Origin of the sequence: uncultured Blautia sp. (assembly GCF_902497045.1) — a bacterium.
Taxonomy (GTDB): Bacteria; Bacillota; Clostridia; order Lachnospirales; family Lachnospiraceae; genus Blautia_A.
In genome coordinates this window covers 1-15394 of the sequence record NZ_CABVDF010000051.1, presented here as the reverse complement: position 1 = coordinate 15394, position 15394 = coordinate 1, and the positions used below count along the sequence as shown (strand labels likewise).

The window sequence follows — 15394 nt, the reverse complement described above, 5'->3', positions numbered from 1 at the left end:
AATAAATTCAGTGCGTGATTTGCACTTTTCTTATTCTTGCAAATGATTACCGTATAACTGTTATATTTTGTTATCAAATTCTCTGTAAACCCTTGAAAACACTGGATTTGTCGCAGGTGAGCTTTCCCTTATTGTTTCCCTTGTGTTATATCGTCCCGCCAGTGTTTACAAACTCTGATAAGGGAAAATACAAGGGCAAGAAAATCATATAAAACAGTATAACACAAAATAAAAGTGACATGGTGAACTGATTGAAATGCTTCTGATTTTTGTAACTGATGATTTATTGATCGATAAGGAGATAAGATACGATGAGAACAATATTTGCAGAATATAATCCACAATGCAACAGTATTGATGTTTATACCAGTGCCGGCTATATGCTTCGCATTGACTGCTGGGAAACTGAGAAGGACTTAAAAACCACGCCTGGATCAGACTGTGCATTAAATACACTTGCTATTGACGAACCACTGGAATATGCAAGATTATATCTTGATGGAAATTTACAGATGTGGGTTGATGCAGAAGATTCACTTGAACTTTAATATTTCCTGTTAAAAATTGAGTAGGAGGCGGTGACTAACCGCCGTCCTCTCAGTGGACAGCCCCCAATTGGTGAACTGTCCACTTTTTTAATAATATTCTCGTTCTTCCCACCATTCTTTCACTTAACATCGGATTCCAATATAAATCACATTCTCAGGCAGTAACAGTACAATAAGATTTATCGGATATTTCAACAGACGTTTATAACAATCCACTGTATATTTTTAAATCTTCATCCTTAAACACATTAAAGATTACCTTTTTTATTCTGCTGTCTTTGTTAAGATACTGCTTTACAGTGCTCGTTGCAATCTCGGCAGCTCGTTGCTGTGGAAAACGGAATACACCTGTAGACAAACAACAGAATGCAATAGATTCCACACCAGTATCCGCTGCAAGCTTTAGGCACTCTGTGTAGCAGCTTGCCAACAGGTCTTCATCTTCTTTTGTGACTTTCCATTGTATAATAGGTCCTACCGTATGAAGAATATATTTTGTCGGAAGATTGTATCCCGATGTTATCTTTGCTTTGCCGGTCTCTTCTTCATGCCCCTGCTTTGCCATAATTTCATGCATTTTCAGACGAAGTTCCATTCCAGCATAAGTATGAATAAAGTTATCAATACAGGCATGCATCGGTGAAAAACAACCAAGCATCTGTGAGTTACACGCATTCACGATCGCATCACATTTCAAAGTGGTAATATTCCCTTGCCAGATATATAATCTCGAATCGGATTTTACAGGTGCAAGCGTGTCAACATCTGTGATTCCACGCTCTATATTTCTTTCTGTAAGATACTCATCCTGTATTTTCAAAAAATCATTACTGATTGGTCTTGGCGGTCTGACATTCATAAGTGAGCGGAGCAGATTTTCCTGCCCCTGCTTATCCGTAGGAATGTTCTGTCTGCCAAACGGTATTTCTTCTTTTAAAAGATACTGAATCAGATATTCTCTTTGCTCATCCTGTGTCATAATACCAGCCCCCTTATATCAGTAATTGCCTTTGCCATATCACCGCCAATACCGATTGCACGTTCCCCGAAGCTTTCCGGAACTACCGCTTCATCCATATTCAGGCGTATCAAACTATAAGACGAGTTCTCCCTCACCATCTTTTCAAAAGGGAAACGTATAATAATCGGCGTATTAAATCCAACTCCAAGTTCCAAAAGAACAACCTTTTTATCTTTATGCTGTTCCAGAAACCCCGCATACCTGTCGGCTGCCTCATGCCACGCTTCATCTTCCACAAAATAATTATCACAACGGAGATTCATAGCCATATTGCCGCCACACACCGGACATTTTGGTACAAGTTCTGATGGAATCAGGCAGTCTCTTCTTGCTTTATCCATTTTACGAAACAGGTCTTTTGCATCGTAAGTCTTTGAATGACAGGCTTTCTGGCACTGGATTTTCCCATAATCTCCCTGTGTTGCAAATATTCTTTTTTCATCGAATCCCGCTTTATAAAACTGATGATCCACATTGGTTGTAAGTACAAAATATTCTTTATTCTTTACAAGATCATAAAGCTCTGTATAAAGCGGCAATGCCGGAGGATCAAAGCGGTTCATCAATGCATGTTTTGACCAGTATCCCCACTTTGCCTCCTCAGACGGATATGGATAAAATCCGGCTGCATACATATCTGTCATGTAGTACTCACCGTATTTTTTTATAAATTCTGCAAAATTGTCTGTAAACCTTTTACCACCATATTGGATTCCCGCAGCTGTCGATGCCCCGGCTCCTGCCCCGATTATAACACAGTCTGTATTTCTTATATTCTTTGCTGCCCTGTCAATCTGGTCTTCATATGCATCCTTTTGGAATACATAATCCCTTGCCGGAGTACTACATAAAAAGTTTCTCCAGTCAGCATACCCTTTTCTGATTTTCTTAAAAATCATAATGAACCTCTTTTCTCAATACACTGCTTCGGACAAATTTCTGCACATCTTCCGCAATGCAGACAATGATTCTGGTTGATAGTAACCGGAACTGAAGATATATCAATGCATTTTTGCGGACATACAGAGTAACACAGTTTGCATCCAATACATTCTTTTCCAATAAAATACCCTGTCTGAACTGCCTCGGTTTTTCCAATTGTTATAGTATCCCTCACAATATTTGATGGATTGCTGATATCAAAATACTCTCCCTGTGCCTCATACAGCCGAAACACTTCGATTGCGTCTTTCGTATCTCCCGGATAGATTTTCTTCATATATGGATTTTTTTCAAACATAATATCAAGATTCTTTTTTCCGATGTTCTTTATTTTTCCACGCAGAGACACCGCAATTTTGTCTTTTGTTGCGGATATTGCCACATACTGCTGCTCCATTAACTGGTCATAAAATGTTTTTCCCGTTGCTGTAAGGAAATACACACCTTCTTCATCATAGTACATCATATCTATGATTCTTGTCTGAGGATGTCCATCTGAACCTATCGTTGCAACTGTTGTTGAATGAATTTCATCCACCAGAAGTTCAAGATAATCCATTTTTGTCATTTCAAAGTCTCTCCTTTCAGTATCGGTGTAAGTTTTTTATATATCATCATGGTAATTGCTCCAATTACCAAGCCTTTTAAGATATTAAACGGCAATGCATTGAATAGAACAACGTCCAGCTTAGTCTTAATAAATGGCAGAAATTCGCCAAATGATGCAATCAGCTGCTCCAGAGGCATAAATGTTTCAAACAGTGAAAGTAGAATAAAATAATTTGCAATCGCTGCCGCTATTCCCATAACCACACTTGAAATAACACATGCCCACCTCGCCATTTTCTTAGTCTTTTTGTATTTGTATATAAAACCGGCAGCCAGTACATAGGATGCCCCCATTAGGAAATTGGCAAGTTCACCAATTCCTCCTGTTGATGTTGACAGAAGCTGTAATATATTTTTTATCAATTCTATCATCACTCCTGTAACCGGTCCAAACGCAAACGTCCCAATCAGTGCAGGTAAATCTGACAGATCCATTCGTGCAAATGATGGACTCAAAGGAACCGGAAACTCTAAAAATGCCAACACATATGATATAGCTGCCAGTAGAGCTGTCATTGTTATCGTTCTTGTAGAAACTAAATTTTTTCTTGTTTTAATAGTTGCTGTATTGTTACTCATAAATCTCCTTTTTGTGAGATATGCCTGAATTTAAAACAGCCCGCAGGACGGGATTCCCTGCGGGACTTGTTTTATCATATCTTCTCTCATCCGGACTTTACCGTCGGTTATGGAATTGCACCATATCAGCTTTTGCTCGCAGACTATACTGCCGGTCAGGAATTACACCTTGCCCCGAAGACTGTAATTTTTTCTGTTAATTATCTTTAAAATTCATAAGGTGGATTTCCAGAGAAATCTGCGATTAAACCATGCGGATTTTCAAGATAGAATACCTCAAAAATAGGATTATCTGCTGTCTGATACTGTCCCTTAACGATAGGATTGTTCATGCATCCTTCCTTTACACTCTTGTTGTCCTCAAATACTGCTTTGCCATGAAGGCGAATCCATGCGTATTCAGGGGAAGATACTGATACTTCTACTTCAGGATTTGCTAACATATCCTTGTAAACATCCTTTGTGTTGTTAGTACAGAACCAAAGCTTTCCGTCCTGCTCAAAACAGAACATGAATGGACGGCATTTTGCCTTTCCATCTCTTCCGACGGTTGCTAAATACTGAACCGGGTTTTTCTGTAAAAATTCTACTACTTTCTGCATTTTAAATTACCTCCTTGATATGTTGTAACAATGATTATTACATCTTGTAGCTATACAATATCATTCGTTTAATGTAATGTCAATAGTTACATCAAGCTTTTTGTAACTTTTTTGTTACAACTCCTTTTGAAGATTTTACATTGATTATGAAAAACAAAAAGGCTCCGGAAATTGTGATGGTATAATCACTCATCCGAAGCCTTCTGTAGGCTACTCTTCCTCTGTATACACTGCAATATCTTTTTTCACATCAGCAAGTGTCATTTCTGAAAGTTTTTCCTCCATTGCCTTCTGTACTTCTAACAGTCTCTTATCAAGAACATGGTGAATATTCTTTCCTACCGGACATTTCTGATTGGGATTCTCATGAAAATGAAACAGTTCTTCATCTGGTGCACATTCCACTGCTTTATACACATCAAGGAATGTAATCTGCTCCAATGGTCTGGTAATTGTCACACCGCCTGTCCCTCTTGCAACTTCAATAAGACCAGCAGCCTTTAATTGTTGCAATATTTTACGAACAATCACCGGATTAGTTCCAATGCTTGCTGCCATAAAATCACTAGTCATCTTCTGATCTGAAAATGTATCTATACAGGCAAACATATGGATTGCCATTGTAAATCTGCTTGAAATCTGCATTATAAACACCTCTCTTTGACAGTAATCATATCAAAAAACAGATGTAATTTCAATGGTTACATTGTTGTTGAAAACTTAATATAAATACAATCAATAGTCTGCTTTAGAAAAAAACAATTTTATGGTCTATCGACATCTCGCCAAATGGAATTTACCTAACGCAGCGATGCCCCGAACGCCCTTAGTTCTTCTCTCTTTTTCTCGCTCTTGTTTTCAGACCCATGTGCTGTAAACACACCCATGTTTTCAAGTCCAAGATAATCCAGAAAGTCTCCTTTGAACGAGAAAAGAGCACCCTCATACATATTAGCATCTCCGGAGCTAAGTATCATGGCAACTTTTTTCAAATTCTTCGGTCCTCTCGGATATGCCGCAGAATAAAATCTGTCGATTACACATTTTAGCTGACCGGATATGCCGTGATAATAAATGGGCGATGCAATAACAAGCATTTCTGCTTCTTTCAAAAGATTATATACTTCCTGCATATCATCCTTCTGAATACACTCACCGTGTCCTTTGCTATGACAGTATTCACATGCCAAACACCCACCTATCTTCTTTTTGCATACATCCACCACATCAACGATATGTCCTGCACTCTCAGCTCCTTTCTTAAATGCATTAACCATATCTTTTGTACTTCCCTGTGGATGTGGACTTCCATTTAATACTAATATCTTCATTTCCATCACCTTATCTTTTTATTCTTCAATCTTAGTACCAGTCATGCTTCTCATTTTTTTCCAAAGCCTCAATCTGCTCCATCTCTTCGTCAGTTAATTCAAAATCATACAACTGCGTGTTCTCCATGATGTGATCAGTATTGCTTGAACCCGGAATTACAATTCTGGTGTCACTACTTCCAGCCTCCCAATTTCTATTTTATCTGATTGCAAATATCCGCAATAATCTGAACCGGTGTCATACCAACCTCTTTCAGTAATTCATTTGGGTCATATCGGTCATAAAATTTCTTATCAAGTCCGTAATTTTTCACTTTCATATCAGAACTACCATAGAAGGAAGCTATTTTCTCGCCAAAACCGCCGCTTAAAATACCGTCTTCCATGGTTATTACCATCTGATGTCTTTCGGAAAGACTTTCCAGTAATTCTTTGTCAATACCAGAAGCAAAACGAGGATTGATCAATGTCGGCGTAAAGCCAAGTTCTGCTTTTATTTTTGCACTGAGCTGTTCACCACGCTGATAAAAATCACCAAGTGCCAGAATTGCAACCTTTTCACCAGCTTCTTCCACTTTAAAATGATTCAGTCTGTCAAAATCCTTATCTGCTTCACGATAGGTTACCTGATTTCCGGGGATGAGAATCATAACAGGATGTTCCCTTTGATCAACTGACCAATCAAGCATAGAAAGGTATTCATCTTTTGAGGTAGGTGCAAGCACTACCAGATTCGGAACATTCGTGTATGCCGCCAGTCCAAAAATTCCAAGATGCGTAACATCTGTCAAACTATCAAAAGAATTGTAGTTTAAGAGAATCGTGACAGAACTATTGTTAATACATACATCATGGGAAATCTGGTCATACGCTCTTTGAATAAAGGTTGTGTTTGTAACCACAAGCGGCTTCGCACCGTTTTTTGCAGCACCAGATGCCATGGCAACCGCCTGTTCTTCCGCAATCCCTACATCCACATACTGCAATCCAAGCTCCTTTCGCTGTTCCTGATTTAAGCCTGCACTGCCCGGCATAGCAGGAGTAATCACAAGAAGCTCAGAATCACTTTTTGCTTTTCGCATAATATACTCAGCAGTGATAGATGTATAATCTTCTCCATCGCCAAAAGAGATTGTTGGTTTGCCTGTTTCACGGTCAAATGGCATACACCAATGCCATCCCTCTTTGTCTTTTTCAGCAATCTCATATCCCTTTCCTTTTTGTGTATGGATATGGACTACGATTGGATGATCCGTATCTTTCACCTTGCGGAATAAGGAAATCAGTGATGCTATGTCATTGCCGTTTTCCTCATATATATAATCTAATCCAAACGCTTTGAAGAGATTATTGGAAGCAGTTCCGCCTGTCTCTCTTAATTCGGCAAGATTTTTATACATTCCGCCATGTACTTCGGCAATCGACTGCTCATTATCATTTACTATAATAATTAAATTGGAGTTAATCTCTGATCCAGCTACATTCAATCCCTCTAGTGCTTCACCGCCTGAGAGGGAGCCATCACCAATAATTGCAATAATATTTTCTTTATCTCCTTTTATATCTCTCGCCTTAGCCAGACCCGTAGCTAAAGAAACTGAGGTCGAAGTGTGACCTACATTGAAGAAGTCATGTTCACTTTCTTCCGGATTTGTATAACCGGAATCCTCTGAAAAGTGCTCATCGGAAATATATCCATTCTTTCTTCCGGTCAAAATCTTATGAGGATAGCTCTGATGAGATACATCAAATATAAACTTATCCTTAGGCGAAGAGAAAACATAATGCATGGCAATCTCTGCCTCCACCATACCGAAATTTGGACCAAAGTGACCGCCGATTTTAGTCAGCCGGTTAAACAATGCCTCTCTGATTTCCGAAGCAAGTTCCTCCAGCTGCTCCATAGACAATTTTTTTACATCTTCCGGTCCGTTAATTGTTTGAATAATTTTATAATCTGTCATTTACATTCTCCTTATCTATTTTCATTAGATTTCTTTAACGAGTAGATCAAATAATCCAGGCAATCTATGTTATCCTGATAAATATGTGTCTGTTCCATTAAATGTTTTCTATACATACATAACTGTGATAACAGCGCTTCTACATTGTTTTCTTGTGCCAGTTTCATGCAACACTGGATTGTTTTCTGATTACAGCCTGCGTCCACAAGATTCTGATAAATTATTCCATATTTGTCATTTGCTTCTGCCATCTGTCTGCACCTCCTGCTTAAATTATACATGCTTCAAACGATATATCTAATACTTATAATTCATATCACGATATTCTTGACAGGAATATCATTTGAGTATAGGATAATAAAAAAGGTTGGAGGTGTACTATGGAAATTCGTGTACTTCGTTATTTTCTTGAAATTGCACGTGAAGGAAATATGTCAAGGGCTGCTGAAAGACTTCATGTTACACAGCCAACGCTGTCTAAACAGATGAAAGATCTGGAACAAGAGCTTGGCAAAAAACTATTTAAGCGTGGCAGCACAAGCGTCAGTCTTACTGATGAGGGTATGCTTCTGCGAAAAAGAGCAGAAGATTTACTGGCCATGGCTGACAAAATCACAAACGAATTTCAGGCAATGGATGATATCACAGGAGGTGATATTTATATTGGCTGTGCAGAATCCTATCTTGTAAAATATCTTGCCCGTGCTGTAAAAAAGTTAAGCAGCATTTATCCCAATATCCATTATCATGTTACCAGCGGTGATACCGAACAGGTAACAGAACGATTAGACCGTGGACTTCTGGATATGGCATTTATAGTAGAACCGCCCGATTTATCAAAATACAATTATCTTGAAGTGCCTGAATACGATACATGGGGTGTTCTGATGAGAAAGGACAATCCATTAGCCGCAAAAGAGGCTATTGCCTTTGATGATTTATTGGATATTCCTATTTTTTGTTCGGAACAGTCTGCTAAAATGGATTTACCCCGTTGGTGTTCCGATAACCTTGACCGACTTAATATATTAGCGACATTTAATCTCTGCAATAACGGTGCCGTTTTTGTCCGTGAAGGGCTGGGGGTTGAGCTTACCTTTGAAAAGTTAGTAGAAACAAATGCAGAAAGTGATTTATGCTTCCGTCCGATCACACCACCTCTCCACACAAAAATGTATGTTATATGGAAAAAATATCAAATATTCACTCCTGTTGCTAATCTGTTATTGGAAGAAATAAAAAAGATCATCGTTTTACCATAATCGTGAAACGATGACCTTTTTGTGATTTGAACACAGCAAGACAAACTTCGATTTAGATTTCACCTGTAAAGTGTACCCTTTGTCAAGGACACTTTAAATTTATAAGCTGCTTTCATATTTTTAAACACGGACATAACCAGTAGATGGACCTGCACCAACTTTTGCGATATACCCACTCTTAACCAGATTCGTCAAAGTCCTTTCCACGGTAATTTTGCTTATATCAGGACAAAGCTCCATGATTTCTTTCTTTGTAATTTTGCCAACCTTGTTATCAATAACCGCTTTAATTCTATCAGGCTTAGAAAGACTCCGATGCTTCAAATGCTCTACACGGCTTTCGAATTCATTGTATGCTTTCAACATGATACCCAGATAATATTTAACAAAAGGCTCATAGCTGTTTTCTCCCTCATGCCAGCCAGTAGAACTTGCTTGAAGGGCTTCATAATATGTTTCCTTTGTCTTTTCAATCAACATTTCCATACTGATATATTTTCCAACGATGTATCCCGCCTTATAAAAAAGCAATAAAGTGAGCAAACGGCTCATCCTACCATTTCCGTCATTGAAAGGATGGATACACAGAAAGTCCAGAATGAACATGGGAATCAAAACCAGTTTATCAATGCGGTCAGCTTCCCATGCTTCAAGGAAGCGAGCGCAAAGTTCTTCCATTGCTTCATCAGTCTGAAATGCGGGAACTGGAATAAAACGTGCCTTCTGATGACCCTCGGCATCTGTTTCTGCAATTACATTATCGGAATTCTTATAACTTCCACCAGCAGCCCCCTGTGAATAGGAGTACAGATCTCAATGTAACTGCAAAATAATGTTCGGTCTTGGGTTGATATATTCATAACCTTCGTAAATTGTGGAAAGTACTTCACGATAACCAGCAATTTCCTGCTCAGATCGGTTGCGGGGTTCTGCTTTTTGACTTACCAATTCTTCCAAACGCTTATCGCTTGTAAATATACCTTCGATTCGGTTGGATGCTCCCGTACTCTGAATCAATGCAACTTCTAAGAGTGTTTTCAATTCATCTACATTGGCTTCGAGAAATAATTCCTGTTTGCCTTTATGTTCATGGATGCTGCTAACCATCTGAACAATTTCAGGTGTTAACAACTTTGCAGGACTTACAATAAAATCAAAGTCTCTCATAGGAATCTCCTTCATTTCAGATTTATCTCCATCATTCTATCATCAAATGATGGAGATCTCGATAGATTTGATGGAGATAGAATATCCGTATACACAATAAATATCCTCATTTCATCCATATATTATATCGTTTTACGAATTGTTTTTTTCACTAAAATTACACTATTTTTTCACTATTTTTCATTACTTCATCGTTTTCGCCAACGAATTGAGCAACGCCCGCCTCTCTGGATTCAGATTCTTTTTCTCATAAAATGCTTCTTTAAAAAGCTCTGCATTTTTCCTTTGGTCATCATCCGGAATATGAGAGTACGCATCCGTAATCATATTGACCTGTGCATGGCCGGAATCACCCTGTACTGCTTTGATATCAGATAATGGTACACACAAGCACGGAAAACACTTTATGCAAAATCTTCCACAGTAAAATCTATAAATAATCCGCAAAGGCAAAGGAAACCGACAGTTTACCATGTTTGGAATTATGGCAGTTCTTTTAGGAAGTGGAGATGCATTCCATCTGGTTCCTCGTGCAGTAGCGCTTTGTACAACTGGACTTGAGAACTTTACTGTACAGATGGGGTTAGGAAAGTGGATTACCTCTATCACTATGACTATCCTAAAATCATCCCCGCCTCAGAATTTGCAACAAATTGTTGCAAATTTTCTATATCCTTTTATTTTACAGAAGTACTTATTTTTAACTTTTTTCCTTCAGATTTTTATATTGCAAAAATCATATCACCATCTGCAGTATATCCTCTATATGTTCTGCATAATAATCAGCCCCATTCAGTTCCCCTTTCTCACCATATCCATACAGGCATCCTATAAAAGGGCTTTTGCAGGACCTGGCACATTCCAGATCCTGTCTCCTGTCTCCGACTACCAGATAAGGGCCACTATATTCCCGGATGATTTCCTGCACAATTTCTGTCTTTGGACGGAATCTGTATGATTCACAGTCATAAAAACGATCAAACCATCGTTCCATCCCAAATTCCTTCCAGTGTGCCTCACGATATGAAGCTTTACAGTTACTTAAGATCACAAGGTGATATCCCCGGTTCTTCAAAGCTGTTAGCATCTCCTCTGCTCCCGGATACCACACTGCCTTATGTTTCCTGATCTGTCTTACCATCAGATCTCCTACCATCCTGCTTGCCTGCTCTTTATAGCTCTGATCCAGTTCCGGCAAAAATGTATTCCACATCTCCTTACTGTTAAGTCCCAGCCAGCCGGCAATTTCCACCGAGCCTATCTCCCGTTCTTCGGTAACCTTCTGTTCTGTCAGCCACTGATAGGTTTCACGAAATGCCGGTTCATAGATTCCAAGGGTATGATGGATCGTTCCATCATAATCGAATATGATCGTTTTTGTCATCATTTATTTTCCTGTCTTTTAGAGCTGCTTCATCAGATTGACCATCTCAATCGCAGATAATGCACAATCATAGCCTTTATTTCCCGCTTTGCTTCCTGCACGCGCAATAGCCTGCTCGATATTTTCAGTCGTGATCACTCCGAATAAAACCGGGATTCCTGTTGCAAGTTCAACCTGTGCGATTCCCTTGGCAGATTCATTACACACCAGATCATAATGTGAAGTATCTCCACGGATGACAGCTCCAACGCAGATAATTGCATCATATTTTCCTGACTGTGCCATCTTCTGTGCTGTAATCGGAATCTCAAATGCTCCCGGTACCCATGCTGCAGTAATGTTCTCTTCTTCTACTCCATGTCTTACCAGTCCGTCGACTGCCCCTCCCAATAATTTATTCACAATAATTTCATTGAATCTCGCTGCCACGATACCAACCTTCATTCCCTCCGGTGCTACTACTTTTCCTTCTACTAAATTGATCTGTCTCATTTTTTCTTCCTCCTGATATTTGCTGTTTTTTATAAATTTATTTCTTTAAAAATATGACCCATCTTTTCCTGCTTCGTCTTCATATACTTCCGGTCATACTTTTGTGCCGGAATCTCCAGAGGTACTCTCTCATTGATCTTCAGTCCGAATTCGCCAAGTCCATAGACTTTATCCGGATTATTTGTCAGTAATCTTAATGATTTCACACCAAGGTCTGACAGTATCTGTGCCCCGACCCAGTACTCTCTGAGATCCGGTGCAAACCCTAACTTCACATTAGCCTCCACAGTATCGTATCCCTGCTCCTGAAGCGCATATGCTTTGATCTTATTGATCAGTCCGATTCCTCGGCCTTCTTGTCTCATATACAGAATGATTCCTCGGCCTTCTGCTTCTACCTGGCGCATCGCTGTCTGCAGCTGCAGGCCACAGTCACATCTGAGCGATCCGAATGCATCCCCTGTCAGACACTCCGAATGTACCCGGCAAAGCACATCCTCACCATCTCCCAGATCACCTTTTACCAGTGCCAGATGATGCTCTCCTGTAATATCATTGATATAACCATACATTTTAAAATCACCGTACTGCGTTGGGAGGTTTGCAACGGCTTCCTCCTTTACATGCTTTTCATGTATTCTTATATAATCCTGCAGATCACGGATCGTAATAAATGTAAGGTTATGCTCTTTTGCCATTTCCCATAGCTGTGATGTACGCATCATAGTTCCATCTTCTTTCATAACTTCACAGCACACGCCGCATTCTTTCAGTCCGGCAAGTCTCATAAGATCTGTTGTTGCCTCTGTATGGCCATTTCGTACCAAAACCCCGCCTTTTCTGGAAATAAGCGGAAACACATGTCCCGGTCTTCTGAAATCCTCCGGTTTTGACTGATCATCCACACACTTCATGATAGTATAGGAGCGCTCTTCCGCAGAGATACCTGTGGTTGTATCTGCGTGATCTACTGCCACGGTAAATGCTGTACTGTGATTGTCCGTATTCTCCGCAACCATCGGCGGAAAGTTCAATCTCACCGCAATTTCTGCACTCATCGGTGTACAGATAAGACCCTTTGCATAGGTCGCCATGAAATTAATATTTTCTCTGGTCGCAAACTCTGCCGCACATATCAGATCTCCCTCATTTTCTCTGTCCGGATCATCTGTGACCAGAACTATTTTTCCTTCCTTAAGATCCCTAAGTGCTTCTTCAATTGTGTTGTACTGATAATTTTGTGACATAGTGTATATCCTCCTGTTCTAAAACCCGAATTCTTCAAGAAACTCCATCGTAATTCCGGATTCTTTTTTCTCTTCTTCGTTTTTTCTGATGCCAAGCAGTTTTTCTACGTATTTTCCGATCACATCATTTTCCAGATTAACCAGATCCCCCGGCACCTTTTCCAAAAGAGTGGTTTCTTCTCCTGTATGTGGAATGACCGACACCTGAAAACCAGCTTCATCAACCCTTGCAACTGTCAGGCTGATCCCATCAATACAGACGGATCCTTTTTCCACAATCAGATGCAAAATCTGTGGCGATGTCTCAATTGATACCCAGATGGCATTTTCTTCCCGGAGCATGGAACGTATCACGCCAGTCCCATCAATATGGCCGCTTACTATGTGTCCCCCGAACCTGCCGTCTGCAGCCATTGCACGTTCCAGGTTTACCTGGCTTCCGGCCTTGCAGCTGCCAAGACTGCTTCTTCTGATCGTCTCTGCCATCACATCGGCAGTAAATCCGTCCGGCTGAATCGACGTAACTGTCAGACACACACCATTCACAGCGATACTGTCACCGATCCTTGTCCCTTCCAGGACTTTCCGGGCTTTCACTGCCAGGATCCCTGATTCCCCTGTCAGCTGTATATAACGGACTTTTCCTTTCTCTTCTACGATTCCTGTAAACATGATTCCTCCTGTTTTTTATCACACACCTGACATTTTATCCGGATATCCTCACCGATCTGGCAGATATCTGTATATTTCAGTTCCACTGCTTCAGACGGCAGTTCAACTCCAATACCCTCTACCGGTGTCTTCCCAGCCACACCGCCAAACAGCTTTGGTGCCACAAAAGCCTGTACTTCCTTTACAATTCCAACTCGCAGTGCACTGTCATTTAACGTACCTCCTCCCTCCAGGAGGATGCTGTCAATGCCTCTGTTTCCAAGATCTGCCATCAGCTTCTTAAGGTCTATCTGATTCTTTTCGTCGGGACAGTAAATGGTTTCAACTCCCATGGTATGTAATATTTTTATTTTCTCTTTTGCATTTTTCTGTTCTGCATAAGCCACGATCGTCCGGTACTTTTCCGCACTTTTTACAATCTGACTGCCCGGCGGGATCCTGAGCTTACTGTCACACACAATCCTGACAGGACTTTTCCAGCCTTCTACCCGGACGTTTAACATCGGATCATCTGCAAGCACAGTTCCAATACCAGCCATGATTCCCATGTACTGATGCCGCATATGCTGTACTTCTTTTCGTGCAGATTCTCCGGTGATCCATTTTGATGCTCCTGTTTTCGTTGCGATCTTCCCATCCAGTGTCATGGCATACTTCATTACCACATAAGGAGTCTTCGTAGTAATATAATGGAAAAACACCGGGTTCAGCTGATCACATTCTTCTCTCATAAAATCTTCAACTACTGTTACACCGGCTTCCCTTAACATCTGTACACCTTTTCCTGCCACTTTCGGATTCGGATCTCTGGAACCGATCACCACTTTTCTGATCTTCTGTTCAATGATCGCTTCCGTACATGGAGGTGTTTTACCATGATGACAGCAAGGCTCCAACGTGACATAAATCACCGCACCTTCTGCTGATTCTGTAAGAGAAGCAATTGCATTACGTTCCGCGTGAAGTTCTCCATACTTTTTATGATAGCCTTCCCCGATGATCTTTCCGTCTTTTACGATCACTGCCCCTACCATAGGATTGGGATTCGTCCAGCCTTCTCCTTTTTTGGCCAGTTGAATAGCCCGAAGCATATATTCCTGATCCGTCATTTCTATTCCTTCTTTCTTATTCCTGTTCTTTGCCTGGGCTACGCCGAGGCTTTTAAACATGTGCAATCGGATTCACAGACAAGTGAATGGTATAGTTATTTCGAAAACGATGTACCAGATACAAAAAAAGCCTGCAGAAATATCTGCAGGGTGGAATTGATCTGTTACATATGATTGATAAATGAATGTCTGATTTTCCTATATAAAAAGCTCTGAAATGGATCACCATCTCAGAGCTCTGATACTACATTCATTCATACAAAAAATCAACTGTACTATCATCTTCTTCCATCCAGACTGTACTGTCGGCCCCGGAATCTCACCGGATCATGCCTCTCGGCTCGCGGGCTTTACCGCCGGTAGGGAATCTCACCCTGCCCTGAAGATATCTTTTTGTTTATTTTAATACTTTATCTGTTGTTTGTAAAGCAGAATTTTTATTTTACTTAGTTTACTGATGGAGAT

The 15394-nt window shown here is 40.2% G+C and carries 16 protein-coding genes, 3 pseudogenes and 2 riboswitches; of the genes and pseudogenes, 3 read left to right on the top strand and 16 right to left on the bottom strand.

The window, feature by feature from the left end:
• Positions 1–311: 311 nt before the first annotated feature.
• Complete coding sequence (locus RDS42_RS05790) at positions 312–548, top strand: DUF6061 family protein (protein ID WP_005426055.1); 237 nt, start codon at positions 312–314, stop codon at positions 546–548.
• Positions 549–750: 202 nt separating this feature from the next.
• Here RDS42_RS05790 and RDS42_RS05785 read toward each other — a convergent pair whose 3' ends face one another.
• The 10 genes and pseudogenes from RDS42_RS05785 to RDS42_RS05740 all read right to left on the bottom strand — a co-directional run bounded on the left by RDS42_RS05785 (position 751) and on the right by RDS42_RS05740 (position 7847).
• Positions 751–1527 carry a protein-ADP-ribose hydrolase gene (locus tag RDS42_RS05785; RefSeq protein WP_005426052.1) on the bottom strand — a complete coding sequence of 259 codons (777 nt, stop codon included), beginning with the start codon at positions 1525–1527 and terminating at the stop codon, positions 751–753.
• Positions 1524–2468, bottom strand: coding sequence for a hypothetical protein (locus tag RDS42_RS05780; protein WP_009243642.1), 945 nt, complete (start codon positions 2466–2468; stop codon positions 1524–1526). The genes RDS42_RS05785 and RDS42_RS05780 overlap by 4 nt, the downstream gene beginning before the upstream one ends.
• The gene (locus RDS42_RS05775) at positions 2465–3079 is read right to left on the bottom strand and encodes a 4Fe-4S binding protein (protein ID WP_004844995.1); all 615 of its coding nucleotides are present in this window, start codon (positions 3077–3079) and stop codon (positions 2465–2467) included. The genes RDS42_RS05780 and RDS42_RS05775 overlap by 4 nt, the downstream gene beginning before the upstream one ends.
• A complete protein-coding gene (locus tag RDS42_RS05770) occupies positions 3076–3699 on the bottom strand; it encodes an ECF transporter S component (protein WP_004844994.1) in 624 nt (207 codons plus the stop codon). The genes RDS42_RS05775 and RDS42_RS05770 overlap by 4 nt, the downstream gene beginning before the upstream one ends.
• A gap of 74 nt (positions 3700–3773) precedes the next feature.
• A riboswitch (FMN riboswitch) is annotated at positions 3774–3885 on the bottom strand.
• A gap of 20 nt (positions 3886–3905) precedes the next feature.
• On the bottom strand, positions 3906–4301 hold the full coding sequence (locus RDS42_RS05765) for a pyridoxamine 5'-phosphate oxidase family protein (RefSeq protein WP_004844992.1): 396 nt from the start codon (positions 4299–4301) through the stop codon (positions 3906–3908).
• Positions 4302–4511: 210 nt separating this feature from the next.
• Entirely contained in the window at positions 4512–4946 is a 435-nt protein-coding gene (locus RDS42_RS05760) for an Rrf2 family transcriptional regulator (protein WP_009243644.1), read from the bottom strand.
• 155 nt (positions 4947–5101) lie between these two features.
• Positions 5102–5632, bottom strand: coding sequence for a flavodoxin family protein (locus RDS42_RS05755; protein ID WP_009243645.1), 531 nt, complete (start codon positions 5630–5632; stop codon positions 5102–5104).
• A 31-nt stretch (positions 5633–5663) separates the two neighbouring features.
• Positions 5664–5798 (bottom strand): annotated as a pseudogene (locus RDS42_RS14920) (aldo/keto reductase); the annotation flags it as partial.
• A gap of 28 nt (positions 5799–5826) precedes the next feature.
• On the bottom strand, positions 5827–7596 hold the full coding sequence (locus tag RDS42_RS05745) for a 1-deoxy-D-xylulose-5-phosphate synthase (protein ID WP_004844987.1): 1770 nt from the start codon (positions 7594–7596) through the stop codon (positions 5827–5829).
• A gap of 11 nt (positions 7597–7607) precedes the next feature.
• The gene (locus tag RDS42_RS05740; protein ID WP_004844986.1) at positions 7608–7847 is read right to left on the bottom strand and encodes a hypothetical protein; all 240 of its coding nucleotides are present in this window, start codon (positions 7845–7847) and stop codon (positions 7608–7610) included.
• Positions 7848–7976: 129 nt separating this feature from the next.
• Between RDS42_RS05740 and RDS42_RS05735 the strand changes: the two genes are divergently transcribed.
• A complete protein-coding gene (locus RDS42_RS05735; protein WP_004844985.1) occupies positions 7977–8858 on the top strand; it encodes a LysR family transcriptional regulator in 882 nt (293 codons plus the stop codon).
• Positions 8859–8978: 120 nt separating this feature from the next.
• Here RDS42_RS05735 and RDS42_RS14915 read toward each other — a convergent pair.
• Positions 8979–10040 (bottom strand): annotated as a pseudogene (locus RDS42_RS14915) (Fic family protein).
• Between the two features lie 421 nt (positions 10041–10461).
• Here RDS42_RS14915 and RDS42_RS14910 point away from each other — a divergent pair.
• Positions 10462–10644 (top strand): annotated as a pseudogene (locus tag RDS42_RS14910) (hypothetical protein); the annotation flags it as partial.
• Between the two features lie 117 nt (positions 10645–10761).
• Here the strand turns inward: RDS42_RS14910 and RDS42_RS05720 are convergent.
• The 5 genes from RDS42_RS05720 to ribD are packed head-to-tail and all read right to left on the bottom strand — an operon-like array spanning position 10762 to position 14929.
• Positions 10762–11412: an HAD family hydrolase gene (locus RDS42_RS05720; protein WP_004844981.1), complete on the bottom strand. Its 651-nt coding sequence runs from the start codon at positions 11410–11412 to the stop codon at positions 10762–10764.
• Positions 11413–11427: 15 nt separating this feature from the next.
• Positions 11428–11901 carry a 6,7-dimethyl-8-ribityllumazine synthase gene (gene ribE / locus RDS42_RS05715; protein ID WP_004844980.1) on the bottom strand — a complete coding sequence of 158 codons (474 nt, stop codon included), beginning with the start codon at positions 11899–11901 and terminating at the stop codon, positions 11428–11430.
• 29 nt (positions 11902–11930) lie between these two features.
• On the bottom strand, positions 11931–13148 hold the full coding sequence (locus tag RDS42_RS05710; RefSeq protein WP_004844979.1) for a bifunctional 3,4-dihydroxy-2-butanone-4-phosphate synthase/GTP cyclohydrolase II: 1218 nt from the start codon (positions 13146–13148) through the stop codon (positions 11931–11933).
• An 18-nt stretch (positions 13149–13166) separates the two neighbouring features.
• Positions 13167–13820 carry a riboflavin synthase gene (gene ribE / locus RDS42_RS05705; protein WP_004844978.1) on the bottom strand — a complete coding sequence of 218 codons (654 nt, stop codon included), beginning with the start codon at positions 13818–13820 and terminating at the stop codon, positions 13167–13169.
• Positions 13802–14929 carry a bifunctional diaminohydroxyphosphoribosylaminopyrimidine deaminase/5-amino-6-(5-phosphoribosylamino)uracil reductase RibD gene (gene ribD, locus RDS42_RS05700; protein WP_009319981.1) on the bottom strand — a complete coding sequence of 376 codons (1128 nt, stop codon included), beginning with the start codon at positions 14927–14929 and terminating at the stop codon, positions 13802–13804. Before ribD ends, ribE (RDS42_RS05705) begins: the two co-directional genes overlap by 19 nt.
• 276 nt (positions 14930–15205) lie before the next feature.
• Positions 15206–15320: riboswitch (FMN riboswitch) on the bottom strand.
• Between the last annotated feature and the right edge of the window lie 74 nt (positions 15321–15394).